The organism is Mitsuaria sp. RG (assembly GCF_028369275.1).
Taxonomy (GTDB): domain Bacteria; phylum Pseudomonadota; class Gammaproteobacteria; order Pseudomonadales; family Pseudomonadaceae; genus Aquipseudomonas; species Aquipseudomonas peradeniyensis.
On sequence record NZ_JAQMYQ010000009.1, the window covers coordinates 71,463 to 91,167 of the forward strand.

Consider the following 19,705-nt stretch of genomic DNA (forward strand, 5'->3'; position numbering starts at 1 on the left):
ATGTGCGCAGGCCGAAGGCTGGTGGTTACCTGTGGGAGCGGGCTTGCCCGCGAAGAGGCCGGTGGGAACTCACTCGTTATAGATATCCAGGTCGCCGACGTACTTCTTCTGGATCTCGGCGTAGGTGCCGTCGGCATGGATCATGGCGATGCCCTTGTCGAGCAGGGCCTTGAGCTCGGGGTCGGTCTTGCGCAGGCCCATGGCGATGTCCAGCGGCAGGGTCGGGTCCTTGATCGCCGGGCCGCTCCTGAAATCGGCGCCTTCGGGCTTGGAGAGGAAGTTCAGCTGGGCTTCGAGCTTGTCGGTGACGGTGGCGTCGAGACGGCCATTGAGCAGGTCGGCGTAGTTCTGGTCCTGGCCCTGGTAGGCCTTGACCTGCGCGCCCAGCGGCGCCAGCACAGCGCGGGCGTAGGCCTCCTGCAGCGAGCCCTGGAGCACTCCGACCTGCTTGCCCTTGAGCGATTCGGCGCTGTCGCCGAAGTCGGCCGACTTGCGCACGATCACCGAGGTGGGGCTGAGGAACAGGCGGTTGCTGAAGTCGATCTGCTTCAGGCGGGCCGGGGTGACGGCCATCGACGACATGATGGCGTCGAACTTGCGGGCGCGCAGGGCGGGGATCATGCCGTCGAATTCGTTGTGCACCCAGGTGCATTTGACCTGCAGCTTGGCGCAGATGGCATTGCCCAGGTCGATGTCGAAGCCTTGCAGGCTGCCATCGGCGGCGACGGATTCAAACGGCGGGTATTCGGGGAAGACGCCGAAGCGGATTTCGGTCCACTCCTTGGCCTGGGTGAGGGTGGTGGCGCACAACGAGAACAGCAGCACGCCGAGGCGTTTTCGCATGGAGGGCATGGTCTTGGGTCCCTGGGTGTTGTTATTGGTAGTAGGGCGATTAGCGCGTGTAGGTCCGTCGGTGACTCATGGGTCGGGCTCAGAATGCGCGAGATAGACAGGTTTTTTGTGTCGTTTGCCTGCGCGTGGGCTGCCGGATTCGGCTGTAAAGATTCTTTTTGCAGCCGAATCGGCTGTTCCGACAAAGATTTACGGAAGTGCGACAGCGGTTTCTGTCAGGTCGAGCGACCGTCATGCTTGTCGGTCGCGGTGTACGCGGTCCCCTGTAGGAGCGGCCTTGTGCCGCGAAAGGGCTGCGCAGCGGCCCCAGATATCAGCTTCGACGCACAGATTGCCGGGGCCGCTTTGCGGCCCTTTCGCGGCACAAGGCCGCTCCTACAGGGGGGGGCTGTCAGGCGGCGCTGGCCTTGCGTTGCGCCGCTTTCGGCTGCAGCAGGGCAAACAGGTCCTTCGGATTCTCCAGCTGCGGCACCAGCGCGATGTCGCGCCCGATGTCCAGCGCCCTGGCCACATCCAGCACATAGCGCAGCGCCGAGTAGTCCTCCAGGGCGAAGCCGACCGAGTCGAACAGCGTCACCTGCGTGGCGTTCTCGCGCCCTGCGGCGATCCCCTCGACCACCTGCCAGAACTCGGTGGTCGGCGAGTCCGCCGGCATCTGCTGGATCTCGCCCTCGATCCGGCTCTGCGGTTCGTACTCGACGATCACCCGCGCCCGCTCGACGATGTCGCGGTGCAGCTCGGTCTTGCCCGGGCAGTCGCCGCCCACGGCATTGAGGTGCATGCCCGGCTCGATCATCTGTGGGGTGAGGATGGTGGCGTAGGCCTTGTCGGCGGTGACCGTGGTGACGATGTCGGCGCCGCGCACCGCCTCGGTCACGCTGCCGACGATGGTCAGTCTCAGCTCTGGGAAACCGGCCAGGTTGGCCGCCAGTTTCTCCGAGGCCTTGCGGTCGATATCGAACAGACGGATCTCCTCGATGCCGAGCAAGGTATGGAACGCGATGGCCTGGAATTCGCTCTGCGAGCCGTTGCCGATCAGCGCCATGCGTTTGCTGTCCGGGCGCGCCAGGTAGCGGGCGGCCAGGGCCGAGGTGGCGGCGGTGCGGATGGCGGTGGTCAGGGTCATCTCGCTGAGCAGCACCGGCGCGCCGGTGTCGACATCGCCCAGGGCGCCGAAGGCCATCACTGTGAGCAGCCCATTGTGGGTGTTCTTCGGGTGGCCGTTGACGTACTTGAAGGCGTACAGGTTGGCGTCGGACACCGGCATCAGTTCGATCACCCCGTCCGCCGAGTGGTTGGCCAGGCGCGGGCATTTCTCGAAGTCGTGCCAGCGCAGGTAGTCCTGGCGGATGTACTCGGCCATCTCGGCCAGGCAGGTGGGCAATCCCTTGCGGTTGACCAGGTGGGCGAGGTCGTGCACGTCGATGTAGCGGGTCATGATGATTCTCCTTGTCGAGTCAGTGGCGCGAGGGCAGGTGGACTTCGGCGAGCATGCAGCGCGCGCTGCCGCCACCGATGCGTTCGATATGGTCGATGTTCACCACCAATGGGTGGCTGTGCCGCTCGACCTGGCGGCGCTGGTCGGTGTCGAGCGCCTTCCAGGCGCTGCGCGACATGACCAGCAGGGAGCGGCCGTCGCGGTCGTGGACTTCGAGCATGTTGCCGGCGAAGTTCTCCAACTGGTCGAAGTTCAGCGCCAGCACCTGCTTGCCGGTGTCGCGCAGCGAATGCTCCAGGGTGCGGCGTTCATCGGGGTGGGGCAGAGCGTCGAGGCAGGCCACGGCGAGCTGGCGGCCGACGTTCATCATCACGTTGCTGTGGTAGATCGGCGCCTGGCGGCGGTCCATGGCGTTGAACAGGCACAGGCGGTAGTCCAGGCGCTCGGCGAACTGGCGCAGGGCGCGTTCGTGGGTGCGCCCGGAGTGGCAGGCGTAGCTGATGCGGTGCTCGCGGTCCAGGACCATGCTGCCGGTGCCTTCGAGGAACAGATTCTGCTGTTCCAGCGGGCTCAGGTCGATGGTGCGCTGGATGGCGAAGCGCTCCTGCAGCACGCCCAGTACGCCCTTGCTGCGCTCCAGGCGGCGGTTCTCGCCCTCCATCGGGTACAGCACCAGGCTGCCGTCGGCGTGGCTGCTCCACCAGTTGTTGGGGAAGATCGAGTCGGGGGTGTGGGGTTCAGGGGTGTCCTGCACCACCAGCACATCGACGCCGTGCTGGCGCAGGGTGTCGACGTAGCCGTCGAATTCTTCCAGGGCCTTTTCGCTGGCGGCCTGCGGGTCCAGAGGCACCTGCTGGAAGCGGTTGTTGGCGGCGGTGTCGGGGTTGAAGGCGAACCGCGCCGGGCGAATCATGAGGACGGTATTTGTTGTTTGCATTGGGCACGCATCCACGGGTGGGCTGTGTGACCATTGTCAGAGGGATCGCGAGGCAATCCCGGCTGAAGCGTGGAGGGTGGGCAGCCGGTCCAGCTGAAATGGCTAGCTTGGCAGCGGAATCGGCTGATATAGCACTCGTGGGAGCGGGCTTGCCCCGCGATGGCGTCGGCAGCCCCATCGCCATCGCGGGGCAAGTCGGGTCGCCGCATCGCCGCTCCCACGAGGATGAAGTGCACAAACGAAAACGGCGCCTCGAGAGGCGCCGTTGCGTCATTGCCGGAACATCCTACTTGTGCAGCTCTTCAGCCGCATACAGGGTGTTCTCCAGCAGGCAGGCGCGGGTCATCGGGCCCACGCCGCCCGGCACTGGGGTGATCCAGCCGGCGCGGGGCAGGGCAGTCTCGTAGACCACGTCGCCGACCAGCTTGCCGTCGTCCTGGCGGTTGATGCCGACGTCGATGACGATGGCGCCTTCCTTGACCCACTCACCCTTGACCAGGCCCGGCTTGCCGGCGGCGACCACCACCAGGTCGGCGCGGCCGACGTGGCCGGCCAGGTCCTTGGTGAAGCGGTGGCAGACGGTGACGGTGCAGCCGGCCAGCAGCAGCTCCATGGCCATCGGCCGGCCGACGATGTTGGACGCGCCGACGATCACCGCGTTCATGCCGTACAGGTCCTGGCCGGTGCTGTGCAGCAGGGTCATGATGCCCTTCGGCGTGCACGGGCGCAGCAGCGGGATGCGCTGGGCCAGGCGGCCGATGTTGTAGGGGTGGAAACCGTCCACGTCCTTGTCCGGGCGGATGCGCTCGAGCAGCAGGGAGGCGTCCAGGTGCTCGGGCAGCGGCAACTGCAGCAGGATACCGTCGACGGCCGGGTCATCGTTGAGGCGATCGATCAGGTCGGTCAGGGCTTGCTGCGTGGTCTCGCTGGGCAGGTCGAACGCCTGGGAGATGAAGCCGACCTCTTCGCAGTCCTTGCGCTTGTGCGAGACATAGACTTGGGAGGCCGGGTCGGTACCGACCAGGATCACCGCCAGGCCTGGCGTGCGCAGGCCCTGCTGGCGACGCTCGGCGACACGTTGGGCGATCTGCTGGCGCAGGTTGGCGGCGATCGCCTTGCCATCGATTAGGTGTGCAGTCATAGACGCGTGATTAACCATCGAGAAGGGAACATATATAAGAAGCGCGCATTCTCGCACGACACGGCCCAAGGGCAAAGGCGGGTGGTCGGGCAAATCCCCTAACCCCTTCAATAATTTAAATTTTTTTGCGAAAGGTGTTGACGACCTGCGGGGTCGCCTATAAGATTCGCCGCACTTGTCGGGCACTGCCTGGCACGGGTTGGCAAAGTCGGGCAGAATAAGCGGTTCGTTTGTTCGGTTGGACTGTAAGCTTAAGCGCCCGTAGCTCAGCTGGATAGAGCATCCGCCTTCTAAGCGGATGGTCGCAGGTTCGAGTCCTGCCGGGTGCGCCATTAAGGCCTGGGCAAGTAAGCAGTACCGCAATATGGTGGGCGTAGCTCAGTTGGTAGAGCGCCGGATTGTGATTCCGGTTGTCGTGGGTTCGATTCCCATCGTCCACCCCAGATTCTGCAGGGGCGCCTCGATTGAATGATCCGGCGCCTTTGTTTTTGAGTTTCATGCGGACGTGGTGAAATTGGTAGACACACTGGATTTAGGTTCCAGCGGCGCAAGCTGTAAGAGTTCGAGTCTCTTCGTCCGCACCATGTTTCTGTAAGGCTGTACCGCAATACTGCATTATGGTGGGCGTAGCTCAGTTGGTAGAGCGCCGGATTGTGATTCCGGTTGTCGTGGGTTCGATTCCCATCGTCCACCCCATATTTGAAGAAGGCGCCCGGATCGGATGATCGGGCGCCTTTTTCGTTTCTGCCGTACGGCCCTCGTGGCTACTGGTGGCGGAGCGATAAAAGCTGATAGATTTCAGCCGGTTGAAGGGCTGGCCGAGATGCCGGCAGAGGAATAGCGCAGATGATCGCAAAAGAAGCGCGCCAGGCCCTGGCGCTGCAACGTTTCGCCGAGGCCAATCCGCAGCTGCTCGAAGAGGTCCGCGAGTTGGATGCTCGCGAGCAGGCCCAGCAGATCGAGTGGGCGTTCGAGGATGCGGCGCAGGAGCAGGGCGTCGAGCCCTGGGAGTATGCCTTGCAACTGATCGCCGAGTCGCCGGAGCAACTGCAGGCCATGCGCCTGGAGACGCATCGCGAGGTGGCCGAGGCGCTGGGCATGGCCTGGGAAGAATACTGCCAGTTCAACGACCTCGATCCGCAGTAAGGCGGACGATCGTTCTGGCTGTTGTTTGTTTGACAAGGTTTTACAACTGCGCGGGCCACAAGGGTCTGCGCGGCCGTGAATGAAACAGGCTCGACGCCAAGGCGGGCGGGCCTTTCAAGGAAATCGACCGGCGCGGCTCGCCGACAATCCAGGTGGGGTGACTTCTGCTTGATGAGTCACTAGAATGTTTGCCCTTGATTCTGGAGTCGGGCTATCGCCGGCTAACGTCTGTGCAACGAGGAATATCCATGCAAGTTTCTGTTGAAAACACTTCCGCTCTCGAGCGCCGCATGACCATCGCCGTTCCGGCCGAGCGCGTCGAGAACGAAGTCAACAAGCGTCTGCAGCAGACTGCCAAGCGCGCCAAGGTTGCCGGCTTCCGTCCGGGCAAGGTGCCAATGAGTGTGATCCGCCAGCGTTTCGAAGCCGATGCCCGCCAAGAGGCTTTCGGTGACCTGGTCCAGGCTTCCTTCTACGAAGCCATCGTCGAGCAGAAGCTGAACCCGGCGGGCGCGCCTGCCGTCGAGCCGAAGTCGTTCGAGAAGGGCAAGGACCTCGAGTTCGTCGCCATCTTCGAAGTCTTCCCTGAATTCACCGTTGCCGGTTTCGAGTCGATCGCCGTCGAGCGCCTGAGCGCCGAAGTGGCTGACGCCGACCTGGACAACATGCTGGAAGTCCTGCGCAAGCAGAACACCCGTTTCGAGGCCGTCGAGCGCGCCGCTGCAAACGACGACCAGGTCAACATCGACTTCGTCGGCAAGATCGACGGTGAAGCCTTCGCCGGCGGTTCGGCCAAAGGCACCCAGCTGGTGCTGGGTTCCGGCCGCATGATCCCGGGCTTCGAAGACGGCCTGGTAGGCGCCAAGGCTGGTGAAGAGCGCGTGGTCAACGTGACCTTCCCAGAGGACTACCAGAACCTCGACCTGGCTGGCAAAGCCGCTGAGTTCACCATCACTGTCAACAGCGTATCGGCCCCTGTGCTGCCAGAGCTGAACGAAGCCTTCTTCGCCCAGTTCGGCATCAAGGAATCGACCCTGGAAGGCTTCCGCGCCGAAGTTCGCAAGAACATGGAGCGTGAGCTGCGCCAGGCCATCAAGGCCAAGGTCAAGAACCAGGTCATGGACGGTCTGCTGGCCGCCAACCCGGTCGACGTGCCGAAAGCCCTGCTGGAAAACGAAGTCAACCGTCTGCGCGTGCAGGCTGTCCAGCAGTTCGGTGGCAACATCAAGCCTGACCAACTGCCGGCCGAGCTGTTCGAAGAGCAAGCCAAGCGCCGCGTCGTACTGGGCCTGATCGTCGCCGAAGTGGTCAAGCAGTTCGACCTGAAGCCGGACGAAGCCAAGGTTCGCGAAGTCATCGAAGAGATGGCCTCGGCCTACCAGGAGCCTGAGCAGGTCATCGCCTGGTACTACAAGAACGACCAGCAACTGAACGAAGTCCGTTCGGTTGTGCTGGAAGAGCAAGTTGTAGATACTGTCCTGCAGAAAGCGACTGTGACCGACAAATCGGTCTCGTACGAAGAAGCCGTCAAACCAGCACAGGCTGCTGCCGACGCTGAGTAACAGGCTACTCTCGTAGGAAACCCCCACAAGCCAGCCTTCGCGCTGGCTTGTGCGTATTCAAGCCATGACTATTTGGGAGCGAGTGCAGGACATGTCCCGCAATTCTTATATTCAGCAAAGCTCTGACATCCAGGCCGCAGGCGGTCTGGTCCCGATGGTTATCGAGCAGTCCGCCCGTGGCGAACGTGCCTACGACATCTATTCGCGCCTCCTGAAGGAGCGCGTGATCTTCCTGGTCGGCCCCGTAGAAGACTACATGGCCAACCTGGTGGTGGCGCAGTTGCTGTTCCTTGAGGCGGAAAACCCGGACAAGGATATCCATCTTTATATCAACTCCCCGGGCGGCTCGGTAACTGCCGGCATGTCGATCTACGACACCATGCAGTTCATCAAGCCGGACGTCTCGACCATCTGTATCGGCCAGGCCTGCAGCATGGGCGCCTTCCTGCTCGCGGCCGGTGCCGCCGGCAAGCGCCACTGCCTGCCAAACTCGCGGGTGATGATTCACCAGCCGCTGGGCGGCTTCCAGGGCCAGGCGACCGACATCGAAATCCACGCCCAGGAAATCCTCAACATCAAGGCGCGGCTGAACGAGCTGCTGGCCCACCACACCGGCCAGGACCTCGAGACCATCAAACGCGACACCGAGCGCGACAACTTCATGAGCGCCGCGCGCGCGGCCGAGTACGGCCTGATCGACTCGGTCTACGACAAGCGGCAACTGGCATCCTGAAGCAATGCGCCAGAGCGTTCGGGCGCTGATTGCGCCCGAGCGCGGACTTGAAAAAGCCAGCGATTGCCTTCATCTTGTGTTTCAAGCCTACCGGATTGGATCGATCGAATGACTGACACCCGTAACGGCGAGGACAACGGCAAATTGCTCTACTGCTCTTTCTGCGGCAAAAGCCAGCATGAAGTGCGTAAATTGATTGCCGGCCCCTCGGTATTTATTTGCGACGAGTGCGTCGACCTGTGCAATGACATCATCCGTGAGGAGGTGCAGGAAGCCCAGGCCGAGAGCAACGCGCACAAGTTACCCTCGCCGAAAGAAATCAGCGGAATCCTGGACCAGTACGTCATTGGTCAGGAACGCGCGAAAAAGGTGCTGGCAGTAGCGGTGTACAACCACTACAAGCGCCTGAACCAGCGTGACAAGAAGGGCGACGAAGTCGAACTGGGCAAAAGCAACATCCTGCTGATCGGGCCGACCGGCTCGGGCAAGACGCTGCTCGCCGAGACGCTCGCGCGCCTGCTGAACGTACCGTTCACCATTGCCGACGCCACCACCCTGACCGAAGCCGGTTATGTCGGTGAGGACGTCGAGAACATCATTCAGAAACTGCTGCAGAAGTGCGACTACGACGTGGAAAAGGCCCAGATGGGCATTGTCTACATCGACGAGATCGACAAGATCTCGCGCAAGTCGGACAACCCTTCCATCACCCGTGATGTCTCGGGCGAGGGCGTGCAGCAGGCGTTGCTGAAGCTGATCGAAGGCACCGTGGCCTCCGTGCCGCCGCAAGGGGGCCGCAAGCACCCGCAACAGGAATTCCTGCAGGTCGACACCCGCAATATCCTGTTCATCTGCGGTGGCGCCTTCTCGGGCCTGGAAAAGGTCATCCAGAACCGCTCGACCAAAGGCGGCATCGGCTTCAGTGCCGAAGTGCGCAGCAAGGAAGAGGGCAAGAAGGTCGGCGAGTCGCTGCGTGAGGTCGAGCCGGACGATCTGGTCAAGTTCGGCCTGATTCCGGAGTTTGTCGGCCGCTTGCCGGTGCTGGCGACCCTGGACGAGCTGGACGAGGCTGCGCTGATGCAGATCCTCACCGAGCCGAAGAACGCGCTGACCAAGCAGTACGCCAGGCTGTTCGAGATGGAAGACGTCGACCTCGAGTTCCGCAGCGATGCGCTCAAGGCCGTGGCACGCAAGGCTCTGGAGCGCAAGACTGGCGCCCGCGGCCTGCGTTCGATTCTCGAGGGCGTGCTGCTCGACACCATGTATGAGATTCCTTCGCAGAAGGATGTCAGCAAGGTGGTGATCGACGAGAGCGTCATCGAAGGCTCGTCGCAGCCGCTGCTCATCTACGAGAACAGCGAGCCGCAAGCCAAGGCCGCCCCCGACGCCTGATCGGGCAAGGGGCAGCACGCAAGAAGGGGCCTTTCAGGCCCCTTTTTGCATTTCATGGCCTGGGCGCTTGTAATTTCCCAGGGCTGCCCCCACATTAGCCCCAAGCACCATTTCCAACGGTTTCCGGCCACCAAGGCCGCTGTAGAGGCGAAATCATGAAGACCACCCTCGACTTGCCTCTTTTGCCATTGCGTGACGTCGTCGTCTATCCGCACATGGTCATCCCACTGTTCGTGGGGCGTGAGAAGTCTATCGAGGCCCTCGAGGCCGCGATGACGGGCGAGAAGCAGATCCTCCTGCTGGCCCAGAAGAATCCGGCCGACGATGATCCGGGCGAAGACGCCCTGTATCGCGTGGGCACCGTCGCCACCGTGCTGCAACTGCTCAAGCTGCCCGATGGCACCGTCAAGGTGCTGGTCGAGGGTGAGCAGCGCGGCGCCGTGGAGCGTTTCAACGAAGTCGACGGCCATATCCGCGCCGAAGTCAGCCTGATCGACGAAACCGAGACCGCCGAGCGCGAGTCCGAAGTGTTCGTGCGGACCTTGCTGTCGCAGTTCGAGCAGTACGTGCAGCTGGGCAAGAAGGTCCCCGCCGAAGTGTTGTCCTCGCTCAACAGCATCGAGGAGCCGGGTCGCCTGGTCGACACCATGGCCGCGCACATGGCGCTGAAGATCGAGCAGAAGCAGGAGATCCTCGAGATTGTCGACCTGCAGGCCCGCGTCGAGCACGTGCTGGCGCTGCTGGACGCCGAGATCGACCTGCTGCAGGTCGAGAAGCGTATCCGTGGCCGGGTCAAGAAGCAGATGGAGCGCAGTCAGCGCGAGTACTACCTGAATGAGCAGATGAAGGCCATTCAGAAGGAGCTCGGCGATGGCGACGAAGGCCACAACGAAGTCGAGGAGCTGAAAAAGCGCATCGACGCCGCCGGCCTGCCGAAAGACGCCCTGGCCAAGGCCCAGGCCGAGCTGAACAAGCTCAAGCAGATGTCGCCGATGTCGGCCGAGGCCACCGTGGTGCGTTCGTACCTCGACTGGCTGGTGCAGGTGCCGTGGAAGGCCCAGAGCAAGGTGCGCCTGGACCTGGCCAAGGCCGAGGAAATCCTCGATGCCGACCACTACGGCCTGGAAGAGGTCAAGGAACGCATCCTCGAGTACCTCGCCGTACAGAAACGCGTGAAGAAGATCCGTGGCCCGGTGCTGTGCCTGGTCGGCCCGCCCGGCGTGGGCAAGACCTCGCTGGCCGAGTCGATCGCCGCCGCCACCAACCGCAAGTTCGTGCGCATGGCCCTGGGCGGCGTGCGTGACGAGGCCGAGATCCGTGGCCACCGTCGCACCTACATCGGTTCGATGCCCGGTCGTCTGATTCAGAAAATGACCAAGGTCGGTGTACGCAATCCGCTGTTCCTGCTCGACGAGATCGACAAGATGGGCAGCGACATGCGCGGCGATCCGGCCTCGGCGTTGCTGGAGGTGCTCGACCCCGAGCAGAACCACAACTTCAACGACCACTACCTGGAAGTCGACTACGACCTCTCGGACGTGATGTTCCTGTGCACCTCGAACTCGATGAACATCCCGCCGGCGCTGCTCGACCGCATGGAAGTCATCCGTCTGCCGGGTTACACCGAGGACGAGAAGATCAACATCGCGGTCAAGTACCTGGTGCCCAAGCAGGTCAAGGCCAACGGCCTGAAGAAGGACGAGCTGGAGGTCGATGTTTCGGCCATCCGCGATATCATCCGCTACTACACCCGCGAAGCCGGCGTGCGTGGCCTGGAGCGCCAGATCGCCAAGGTCTGCCGCAAGGTGGTCAAGGAGCACACCGGGGCCAAGCAGGTGAAGGTCAAGGTCAGCGGCGAGCAGCTCGAGCAGCTGCTGGGGGTGCGCAAGTTCCGCTACGGCCTGGCCGAGCAGCAGGACCAGATCGGCCAGGTCACGGGCCTGGCCTGGACCCAGGTGGGCGGCGAACTGCTGACCATCGAGGCCGTGGTCATCCCGGGCAAGGGCCAGTTGATCAAGACCGGCTCGCTCGGCGACGTCATGGTCGAGTCGATCACCGCCGCGCAGACGGTGGTGCGCAGCCGTGCCCAGAGCCTGGGGATCGCCGCAGACTTCCACGAGAAGCGCGACGTTCACATCCACATGCCCGAAGGCGCCACGCCCAAGGATGGCCCGAGCGCCGGTATCGGCATGTGCACCGCGCTGGTGTCGGCCCTGACCCAGATCCCGGTACGCGCCGACGTGGCGATGACCGGTGAGATCACCTTGCGCGGCCAGGTCCTGGCCATCGGTGGCCTCAAGGAAAAACTGCTGGCGGCACACCGCGGCGGGATCAAGACGGTGATCATTCCAGAGGAGAATGTTCGCGATCTGAAGGAGATTCCGGAAAATATCAAACAGGATCTTCAGATCAAACCGGTCAAATGGATTGACGAAGTCCTCCAAATTGCGCTGCAATACGCCCCGGAGCCCTTGCCAGATGTGGCTCCGGAGATTGTCGCGAAAGATGAGAAGCGCGACGGCGATGCTAAGGAAAGAATCAGCACGCACTAGTACGTATTTCGCTGGGGGGCTTTGGTTGACAGCATTTTCGGCCCCTTGCTATAAAACGGCACGCCAGTGTCAACAGGCCACCCAGCGCTCGTTTCATTAAGCTTTTCATTACATACTTAGAAACAAACTCAATAGAGAAATAAGGGGACTTAGAGTGAACAAGTCGGAACTGATTGACGCTATCGCCGCATCTGCTGACATCCCGAAAGCTGTAGCCGGCCGTGCGCTGGACGCAGTCATCGAATCCGTCACCGGCGCCCTGAAGCAAGGTGACGATGTGGTACTGGTTGGCTTCGGTACCTTCTCGGTCAAGGAGCGCGCCGAGCGCACCGGCCGCAACCCGCAAACCGGCAAGGCGATCAAGATCGCTGCCGCCAAGGTTCCAGGCTTCAAGGCTGGCAAGGGCCTGAAAGACGCCGTCAACTAAGTCGTCTTTCAGCCGGCCCGGCATCGTCAGGGCCGACCGCGTGACGGCGGGTCGCAAACGTTCCCGCTGGCACGCTCGCTTCGAAAAGGCGCATCCACTGGATGCGCCTTTCTTCTATCAGGATTCTACCCACGCTCCGCGGTTGTCGACGCAGTGGTACAGCCGTTTCTGGGGGACGCATGCTGCAGAATATCAGGGACAATTCACAAGGTTGGATTGCCAAGACCATCATCGGCCTAATCGTCGTGTTGATGGCGTTGACCGGCTTCGAGGCCATTTTCCAGGCCGCCAGCCATAGCCAGGACGCCGCCAAGGTGAACGGCCAGACCATCAGCCAGAACGAGCTGAGCCAGGCCGTGGACATGCAGCGCCGCCAGCTGATGCAACAGCTGGGCAAGGATTTCGACCCTGCGCTGCTGGACGAGAAGATGCTGCGCGAAGCAGCGCTCAAGGGGCTGATCGATCGCAAGCTGCTGTTGCAGGGTGCCGAAGACGCCAAGTTCGCTTTTTCCGAGGCCGCGCTGGATCAGCTGATCCTGCAGACGCCTGAATTCCAGGTCGATGGCAAGTTCAGCGCCGAGCGCTTCGATTCGGTCATCCGCCAGATGGGCTACGGCCGCATGCAGTTCCGCGAGATGCTCGCCCAGGAAATGCTGATCGGCCAGCTGCGCACCGGCCTTGCCGGCAGCAGCTTCGTCACCGACAAGCAGGTCGAGGCCTTCGCCCGCCTCGAGAAGCAGACCCGCGATTTCGCTTCACAGACCTTCAAGGCCGACCCGGCCGCGGTCAAGGTGAGCGATGACGAGGTCAAGGCGCACTACGACCAGCACGCCAAGGAATTCATGACCCCGGATCAGGTGGTCATCGACTACCTCGAGCTGAAGAAGTCGGCCTTCTTCGACCAGGTCAAGGTCGACGACGGCGAGCTCAAGGCCCTGTACGAGAAGGAGATCGCCAACCTGGGCGAGCAGCGCCATGCCGCGCACATCCTGATCGAGGTCAACGACAAGACCGACGATGCCAAGGCCAAGGCCCGCATCGAAGAGATCCAGCAGCGCCTGGACAAGGGTGAGGACTTCGCCAAGCTGGCCAAGGAATTCTCCCAGGATCCGGGTTCGGCCAACACCGGTGGCGACCTCGGCTTCGCCGGCCCTGGCGTGTACGACCCGGCCTTCGAGGACGCGCTGTACAAGCTGAACAAGGACCAGGTGTCCGCACCGGTACGCACCGAGTTCGGCTACCACCTGATCAAGCTGCTGGGCGTGCAGGCGCCGGATGTGCCGAGCTTCGCCAGCCTGAAGGACAAGCTGACCCACGAGCTGAAGACCCAGCAGGTGGAGCAGCGCTTCGTCGAGGCCACCAAGCAGCTCGAGGACACCGCCTTCGAAGCCTCCGACCTGGCCCAGCCGGCCCAGGACCTGGGCCTGAAGGTGCACACTTCGGCGGCCTTCGGTCGCGAGGGCGGCGAAGGCATCACCGCCAACCGCGCGGTGATCCAGGCCGCGTTCGGCGAGCAGGTGCTGGAAGAGGGCGCCAACAGCAACGCCATCGAGCTGGATCCGGAGACCGTGGTGGTACTGCGCGTCAAGGAACACCGCAAGCCTGAGCAACTGCCGCTGGAGGCCGTGGCCAAGAACATCAGCGAGCACCTGGCCAAGGAGAAGGCGATTGCCGAACTCAAGGCCAAGGCCGACAAGCTGATCGCCGGTCTGCGTGAGGGTTCGGCCAAGGCCGAAGGCCAGGGCTGGAAAGTCCACGAAGCGGTCACCCGCGGCCAGGACGGTATCGACCCGGCCGAGCTGCAGGCGGTGTTCCGCCTCGGCAAGCCTGCGGCCAAGGACAAGCCGGTCTACGGCAGCGTGGTCCTGGGCGACGGCAGCCTGGTGGTCCTTCAGCTCAAGGGCGTCAACGAAGGCGCCGCCGCCACCGACGAAGAGAAGGCGCAGATCCGTCGCTACCTCGCTTCGCGTGCCGGTTCGCAGGACTTCGCGGCCTATCGCAAGCTGCTTGAAGGCAGTGCCGACATCACGCGCTACTGAGTGGTGCGCTGATCACGAAACAGGCCGCGTATGCGGCCTGTTTCGTTTCCGATGTTCGGAACGCTCTGCTGCCTCCTCTCTCTCCCTCTGTAGGAGCGGCCTTGTGCCGCGAAAGGGGCGCGAAGCGGCCCCAGGATTTCAGCGTTGACGCTGCAATCGCCGGGGCTGCTGCGCAGCCCTTTCGCGGCACAAGGCCGCTCCTACAGGGATCGCGCGCGTAGCTACCGCCGAACCCCCTCATGATTGTCCAGCGTATCCCGCGCAACCTCCCGCCCCAGGGCGATCAGCTCCGGCGCCTTGTAGAACTCGAAGAACCGGCACACGCGCTTGGGCACGTTGATCAGCACATCCGGCGGGTAGCCGGCGATCTTGTACTGGGCCAATGACGTCTGCATCACCTCGAAGCTCTGGTTGATCAGGTCGAGCAGGGACGCGGGGCCGACGTTGTCGACGATGAACGAACCCGTGGCCGATTTCGGCGCCCCCTCGCTCTGCGGCGCGGCCGCCGGCTGCTGGCCCTCGGGGGCGGCGCTTTCAGCGAGCCACGGGTTGGGGCTGGCCAGCCCCTCGGCGGTGATTTCCTGCTCCAGGCGGATCAGCTGTTCGGCCGGCTTGCGGCGAAACGGCAGGCGCGAGCCGAGCGAACTGATCAAGGCATCGAAGCGCATCTTGAATGCCGCCGGGCGCTCGATCACCGGCAGTTGGTATTGCTTCTGGTTGGTGGCGTTGAGGTTGACGGCGATGATCAGGTCACAGTGGCTGGACACCACCGGCACGATCGGCAGCGGGTTGAGGATGCCGCCATCGACCAGCGTGCGGTTGCCTTGCACCACCGGGGTGAACAGGCTGGGAATGGCCGCCGAGGCGCGCATGGCCTGGTGCAGGCAGCCCTCCTGGAACCAGATCTCCTGCTGGTTGGTCAGGTCGGTGGCGACCGCCGTGTAGGGGATGCGCAATTGCTCGATGTTGATTTCGCCAACGATCTTGCGGATCTGCCCGAACACCTTGTCGCCACGGATCGCCCCCAGGCGGAAGCTGACGTCCACCAGGCGCAGCACGTCGAGGTAGTCCAGGCTCTCGATCCAGCTGCGGTATTCGTCGAGTTTGCCGGCGGCGTAGATGCCGCCGATCACCGCGCCCATCGAGCAGCCGGCGATGCAGCCGATCTCATAGCCGCGTCGTTCGATTTCCTCGATCACGCCGATGTGCGCGTATCCCCGGGCACCACCGGAGCCCAGCACCAATGCCACGCGTTTGCCCATGACCTTTTCCCCCGCCGCTGTGCCACCATGGTCCAACAATGCACCCATTACCACCTGTGCTTCAATGTAGTCCGCGCTGGACTACGCTGAGCAGGGCACTTTTCGTTTGCTTTGCCGTCGAACGGCCACCTTAGTTTTTCACCCTCGAGGTATTACCGATGAAAGCCTGGATCACCCTTCCTCTGATTGCCCTGGCCCTGGCCGGCTGCGCGGGCAAGACGGCCTATCGCGACAGTTGCGCGACCCAGCTCGATGCCGCCTGGAAGGAACTGGACCTGGCCAAGGCCGAAGGCTTTGCCGGCACCGTGAGTTACTCCAAGGCGCTGTCGTTGTTGACCGGCGCCAAGACCCAGCAGCAGTTCGAAGGCTTCGAGGGCTGTACCCGCAAGGCCGAGAAGGCCCGTTTCTATATTCGTGAATCCCGCGCCGGGCGTTGACCGAGGAGCTGCCCATGTCCGCCATGCTCGATCATGTGGTCGGCCAGATCCTTGCCCTGCAGGTGCGCCTGCTGGCTTGCCGCGAGCGCCTGGCCGCCGACACCGACCGCGAGGCGTTGCACGACCTGCGCATCACCTTGCGGCGTCTGCGCAGCCTGCTGCGGCCGTTGCGTGGCCTGCCGGGCGTCGAGCAGCTCGAACAGTCGGCCGGAGCGTTGGGCACCCTGACTACGCCGCTGCGAGACCGTGAGGTGCTGGCGGCGCAGTTGACTCATCGCGGGCACATACAGGCAGGCGAGCGGCGCCAGGAGGGCAGGGCGCGCACCTATGCCGGTGTTGCGGCCAGCGCCCAGCTCAACCGCGTGCTGGCGATTCTCGATGCGTTTCCGATGTTCCTGCGTGCCGCCGGCCGTGAAGGGCTGGCGGCGAAGCTGGAGCAGCGCATCGACAAGCGCCTGCACAAGCAATGGCACAAGCTGCAGACGGCCCTGGCGGATCCTGCCCACGACCGCCACCGCCTGCGCCTGCTGATCAAGCGGGTGCGCTATGGCGACCAGGCCTACCCGCAACTCGAACACGCCGGCAACAAGCTGCAGCGCCTGCTCAAGGCGGCCCAGGGCGACCTGGGCGACTGGCACGACCGCGTGCAGTGGTTGCTGCAGGTGCGCGAGCACAGCGACCTGCTCGGCTGCAAGGTGGCCTGGGAGCATGAGCTGCATGCCGCCGAGGCACGCTCCGACCTCACCCTCGAAGCACTGCAAAAGGCCCTGGCGCGCCGTTAGTCCCGGCAAATGACCGATATGCGGGCTGTGGCTGGCGTGATCGCTGGTTACTATCGGTTTTTTTGGCGCAGGAGCCCTGGCACATGAACTTCACAGAATTGCTGGCAGCCGCCCGCGCGCACCCCGAGGCAATCAGCGTGCCCGCCGGCTGGGCCCAGGGGCGCGCGGTGTTCGGCGGCCTGATGGCGGCGATGGTGCACGAAGCGATGCGCCAGAAGCTGGGCGACGACCGCCCGGTGCGTTCGCTGGCCATCACCTTCGTCGGCCCGGCGGCGCCGGATGTGCCGATCAGTCTGGAGGTCGAGGTGCTGCGCGAGGGCAAGGCGGTCAGCACCTTGCTGGGGCGCGCCGTGCAGGATGGCCAGGTGGTGACCCTGGTGCAGGGCAGCTTCGGTGCCGGTCGCCCTTCCGTGGTGGCGGTCGACGCGCCCACCGCGATGCCGATGAAGCCGCTGCAGGAGGCAGCGCCTGAGTTGCCCTTTATCAAGGGCATTACACCGGAGTTCATGCAGCACGTGGCGTTTCGCTGGGCGGTGGGCGGCCTGCCGTTCAGTGGCAACGACTCGCGCCATATGGGTGGTTGGGTGCGCCTGCGCGATGCCGCCGAGGAGCCGGTCGGGGTGGCGCACCTGCTGGCATTGGTCGATGCCTGGCCGCCCAGCCTGCTGCCGTATCTCAAGCAGCCCGCCGCTGGCAGCACGCTGACCTGGACCATCGAGTTCGTGCAGCCCACGCCGCAGCTGTCGACCCTCGACTGGTGCCGCTATGTGGTCGAGACCGAGTATGCCTGTGATGGCTATGGGCATGCGGCCGCGGCGTTGTGGACGGCAGAGGGCGAGTTGCTGGCGTTGAGCCGGCAGACGGTGACTGTGTTCGCCTGAGCCATCTTCGTCAAGCCAATCGCGGGGCAAGCCCGCTCCCACGCCGCCCTGTGGCGCTTGTGGGAGATCGCCTAGCCTGGCGCGCAGGGTACAGAGTTCCAGCGTGGGAGCGGGCTTGCCCCGCGATGTATTTCAGTCAGTGGCGATGCTTGTGTCGCTCGCGCCAGGCCCGCCACCAGGCACCGCTCAGCACGAAGCGCGGGAAGGTGATGAACTGCTCGGTGAGCAGGCGTTGCACGGCGTCCTTGCGGCCACTGAACGGCTCGGGCTGCTCGGCTTCCAGGCGGTGCCCCTGGCGTTGCAGACCCAGCCCGGCCACCAGGGCGATGATGCCCACGGCGATCTGCGACAGGTCCAGCCCGAACAGCCCCGACAGCACCAGCAGCGCGCCAAGGATGAACAGCGGCACGGCGATCAGGTGCAGCACCAGGTTGGCGGGGTGGCGATGGTTATGGTGGTAGCCGCGCCATTGCCAGGCGGGCAGGTTGGGCAGTCGCTTGCTCATGGACAGATCCTCTGGGGCCTGTCCAAAGCTTAGTGCGGCCCCCGGGCGGGGGCCAATCGAGGCTGGCTATGGTGGCCATAGCCGGCGCGGGTCACAGCTTTAGCTGGCCGATCGCCTTGTTCAGCTCGCCGGCGAGGGTCGCCAGTTCACTGCTGGTGGTGGCCGAGCCCACGGTCTGCTGCACGGTCTCCTCGGTCACGTCGCGGATACTGACCACGGCGCGGTTCATCTCCTCGGCCACCTGGCTCTGCTGCTCGGCGGCCACGGCGATCTGGGTGTTGCTTTCGCGCATCTGCGCCACGGCGCTGGTGATTTCGGCGAGGGCCTCGCCGGCTTCGCGGGCCTGCTTGACGCAATCGTCGGCCTTGTACGAGCTTTCCTGCATGAAATCCACCGCGTCGCGGGTACCGGCCTGCAGGTCGGCAACCATGGTGGTGATCTCGTCGGTGGAGGTCTGCACGCGCTTGGCCAGGTTGCGCACCTCATCGGCGACCACGGCGAAGCCGCGGCCCAGGTCGCCGGCCCGGGCCGCCTCGATGGCGGCGTTGAGGGCGAGCAGGTTGGTCTGTTCGGCGATGCTGTGGATGACCCCGACCACACCGTTGATCTTCTGGCTGTCATCGGCCAGCTGGCGGATCATCTCGGCGGTCTGCTGCACGCCGCTGGAGAGCCCGGCAATCGAGTCCTGCACGCGGCTGACCACGGCCTGGCCGCTGCCGGCCAGGGTGTCGGCGGTCTGCGACAGGTCGCGGGTGGCGCCGGCATGCTGGGCGATGTGGTGGACGGTGGCGGTCATCTCGTTGATCGCGGTGGCCGCCTGGTCGGTCTCGCTCTGCTGGCCGATCATGCCGTGGCGCACCTCGTCCATGCTGCCGGCCAGGCGCGCGGCACCGGAGTCCAGCTGCGCGGCGGTGCGCGCCACGGTGCTGACCACGCGGTGGTAGGTGGTCTGCATGGCGTTGAACGCGCCGGCCATCTGCCCGACTTCGTCGCCGCAGGCCAGTGGCACCCGGGCCGAGAGGTCGCCGGTCTTCTCCACGTGCAGCATCACGTCCTTGAGGGTGTTGAGCTGGCTGAGCAGGAAACGGATCAACAACTGCGAGGCGCAGAGCATCGCCAGCATCAGGATCAGCACGCACACGGCGTAGTTGCTGAAGCGGTCGAAATAGACCTGGCGCAGGCTCGGCGACTGGGCGATCAACGCAAGCTGCTGATCCCCCCGGCGCAGCACCTGGGCGCCGCGCAGTGGGTTGTCGCCGAGGATCCAGGCACCGGGCAGCTCGACCCAGCCCTGGCCGTCGCGCAGGGCTTCGAGGGGTTCGCCGTCGAACTGTGGTGTCTGGCCATTGCGCCAGGTGATCAGGTTGGCCTGGGCGGGCAGGGCCTGCCCGGCGGGCCAGGCCGCCAGCAGTTCGGCCTGGGCCTGGGCTTGCGCCTGCGCACCGCTGGCGCGGGCCTGCTGCTCCAGGTACACCGCGTAGAGCACCAGCATCAGGGTGGTGACGAAGGCCACGGCATTGACGGCCCAGAACTTGTATTTGAGGGAAACGTTGCTAAGCCAGGCACCCATGGTAGGTCTTCTCTGAGTTGGCGGAAACATTATTGGCAAGGTGCCATCA

17 protein-coding genes and 4 tRNA genes are annotated in these 19,705 nt (G+C 64.0%); 14 read left to right on the forward strand and 7 right to left on the reverse strand.

What is annotated here, in order from left to right:
* Window positions 1-69: 69 nt before the first annotated feature.
* The 4 genes from POF53_RS07705 to folD form a co-directional block, all read right to left on the reverse strand.
* A complete protein-coding gene (locus POF53_RS07705; protein WP_172402378.1) occupies window positions 70-843 on the reverse strand; it encodes an ABC transporter substrate-binding protein in 774 nt (257 codons plus the stop codon).
* A gap of 400 nt (window positions 844-1,243) precedes the next feature.
* Window positions 1,244-2,290: an ornithine cyclodeaminase gene (ocd, locus tag POF53_RS07710; RefSeq protein WP_232855867.1), complete on the reverse strand. Its 1,047-nt coding sequence runs from the start codon at window positions 2,288-2,290 to the stop codon at window positions 1,244-1,246.
* A gap of 19 nt (window positions 2,291-2,309) precedes the next feature.
* Complete coding sequence (gene ctlX, locus POF53_RS07715) at window positions 2,310-3,227, reverse strand: citrulline utilization hydrolase CtlX (RefSeq protein WP_498967100.1); 918 nt, start codon at window positions 3,225-3,227, stop codon at window positions 2,310-2,312.
* A gap of 286 nt (window positions 3,228-3,513) precedes the next feature.
* Window positions 3,514-4,368 carry a bifunctional methylenetetrahydrofolate dehydrogenase/methenyltetrahydrofolate cyclohydrolase FolD gene (gene folD, locus POF53_RS07720; protein ID WP_050705047.1) on the reverse strand — a complete coding sequence of 285 codons (855 nt, stop codon included), beginning with the start codon at window positions 4,366-4,368 and terminating at the stop codon, window positions 3,514-3,516.
* Between the two features lie 255 nt (window positions 4,369-4,623).
* Between folD and POF53_RS07725 the strand changes: the two genes are divergently transcribed.
* The 11 genes from POF53_RS07725 (at window position 4,624) to POF53_RS07775 (ending at window position 14,219) form a co-directional block, all read left to right on the forward strand.
* Window positions 4,624-4,700: transfer RNA gene (locus tag POF53_RS07725), tRNA-Arg, on the forward strand.
* Between the two features lie 35 nt (window positions 4,701-4,735).
* Window positions 4,736-4,811: transfer RNA gene (locus POF53_RS07730), tRNA-His, on the forward strand.
* Window positions 4,812-4,867: 56 nt separating this feature from the next.
* Window positions 4,868-4,952: transfer RNA gene (locus tag POF53_RS07735), tRNA-Leu, on the forward strand.
* 36 nt (window positions 4,953-4,988) lie between these two features.
* Window positions 4,989-5,064: transfer RNA gene (locus tag POF53_RS07740), tRNA-His, on the forward strand.
* A 150-nt stretch (window positions 5,065-5,214) separates the two neighbouring features.
* Window positions 5,215-5,514 (forward strand): DUF6388 family protein, encoded by a 300-nt coding sequence (locus tag POF53_RS07745; RefSeq protein ID WP_186716084.1) that lies wholly within the window; start codon window positions 5,215-5,217, stop codon window positions 5,512-5,514.
* Window positions 5,515-5,762: 248 nt separating this feature from the next.
* The gene (gene tig / locus POF53_RS07750; RefSeq protein WP_203647383.1) at window positions 5,763-7,076 is read left to right on the forward strand and encodes a trigger factor; all 1,314 of its coding nucleotides are present in this window, start codon (window positions 5,763-5,765) and stop codon (window positions 7,074-7,076) included.
* Window positions 7,077-7,167: 91 nt separating this feature from the next.
* Window positions 7,168-7,809 (forward strand): ATP-dependent Clp endopeptidase proteolytic subunit ClpP, encoded by a 642-nt coding sequence (clpP, locus tag POF53_RS07755; RefSeq protein ID WP_043213484.1) that lies wholly within the window; start codon window positions 7,168-7,170, stop codon window positions 7,807-7,809.
* A 108-nt stretch (window positions 7,810-7,917) separates the two neighbouring features.
* Window positions 7,918-9,201, forward strand: coding sequence for an ATP-dependent Clp protease ATP-binding subunit ClpX (clpX, locus tag POF53_RS07760; RefSeq protein ID WP_050705049.1), 1,284 nt, complete (start codon window positions 7,918-7,920; stop codon window positions 9,199-9,201).
* Window positions 9,202-9,356: 155 nt separating this feature from the next.
* Window positions 9,357-11,753, forward strand: a complete 2,397-nt coding sequence (lon, locus tag POF53_RS07765) for an endopeptidase La (protein ID WP_203647382.1) — start codon at window positions 9,357-9,359, stop codon at window positions 11,751-11,753.
* A 154-nt stretch (window positions 11,754-11,907) separates the two neighbouring features.
* On the forward strand, window positions 11,908-12,180 hold the full coding sequence (gene hupB / locus POF53_RS07770) for a nucleoid-associated protein HU-beta (RefSeq protein WP_011533117.1): 273 nt from the start codon (window positions 11,908-11,910) through the stop codon (window positions 12,178-12,180).
* Window positions 12,181-12,359: 179 nt separating this feature from the next.
* Window positions 12,360-14,219 carry a SurA N-terminal domain-containing protein gene (locus POF53_RS07775; protein ID WP_186716079.1) on the forward strand — a complete coding sequence of 620 codons (1,860 nt, stop codon included), beginning with the start codon at window positions 12,360-12,362 and terminating at the stop codon, window positions 14,217-14,219.
* Between the two features lie 221 nt (window positions 14,220-14,440).
* On the opposite strand, the gene POF53_RS07780 is transcribed toward POF53_RS07775, so the two are convergent.
* Window positions 14,441-15,481, reverse strand: a complete 1,041-nt coding sequence (locus POF53_RS07780) for a patatin-like phospholipase family protein (protein ID WP_050705052.1) — start codon at window positions 15,479-15,481, stop codon at window positions 14,441-14,443.
* Window positions 15,482-15,639: 158 nt separating this feature from the next.
* Between POF53_RS07780 and POF53_RS07785 the strand changes: the two genes are divergently transcribed.
* The 3 genes from POF53_RS07785 (at window position 15,640) to POF53_RS07795 (ending at window position 17,581) form a co-directional block, all read left to right on the forward strand.
* Window positions 15,640-15,918 carry a hypothetical protein gene (locus tag POF53_RS07785; RefSeq protein ID WP_046854892.1) on the forward strand — a complete coding sequence of 93 codons (279 nt, stop codon included), beginning with the start codon at window positions 15,640-15,642 and terminating at the stop codon, window positions 15,916-15,918.
* A 14-nt stretch (window positions 15,919-15,932) separates the two neighbouring features.
* Window positions 15,933-16,700 carry a CHAD domain-containing protein gene (locus POF53_RS07790; protein ID WP_203647379.1) on the forward strand — a complete coding sequence of 256 codons (768 nt, stop codon included), beginning with the start codon at window positions 15,933-15,935 and terminating at the stop codon, window positions 16,698-16,700.
* 83 nt (window positions 16,701-16,783) lie between these two features.
* The gene (locus POF53_RS07795; RefSeq protein ID WP_498967106.1) at window positions 16,784-17,581 is read left to right on the forward strand and encodes an acyl-CoA thioesterase; all 798 of its coding nucleotides are present in this window, start codon (window positions 16,784-16,786) and stop codon (window positions 17,579-17,581) included.
* 136 nt (window positions 17,582-17,717) lie between these two features.
* Here POF53_RS07795 and POF53_RS07800 read toward each other — a convergent pair whose 3' ends face one another.
* Window positions 17,718-18,086 carry an Mpo1-like protein gene (locus POF53_RS07800; protein WP_203647377.1) on the reverse strand — a complete coding sequence of 123 codons (369 nt, stop codon included), beginning with the start codon at window positions 18,084-18,086 and terminating at the stop codon, window positions 17,718-17,720.
* A gap of 91 nt (window positions 18,087-18,177) precedes the next feature.
* Window positions 18,178-19,656: a methyl-accepting chemotaxis protein gene (locus POF53_RS07805; protein ID WP_498967108.1), complete on the reverse strand. Its 1,479-nt coding sequence runs from the start codon at window positions 19,654-19,656 to the stop codon at window positions 18,178-18,180.
* Window positions 19,657-19,705 lie beyond the last annotated feature (49 nt).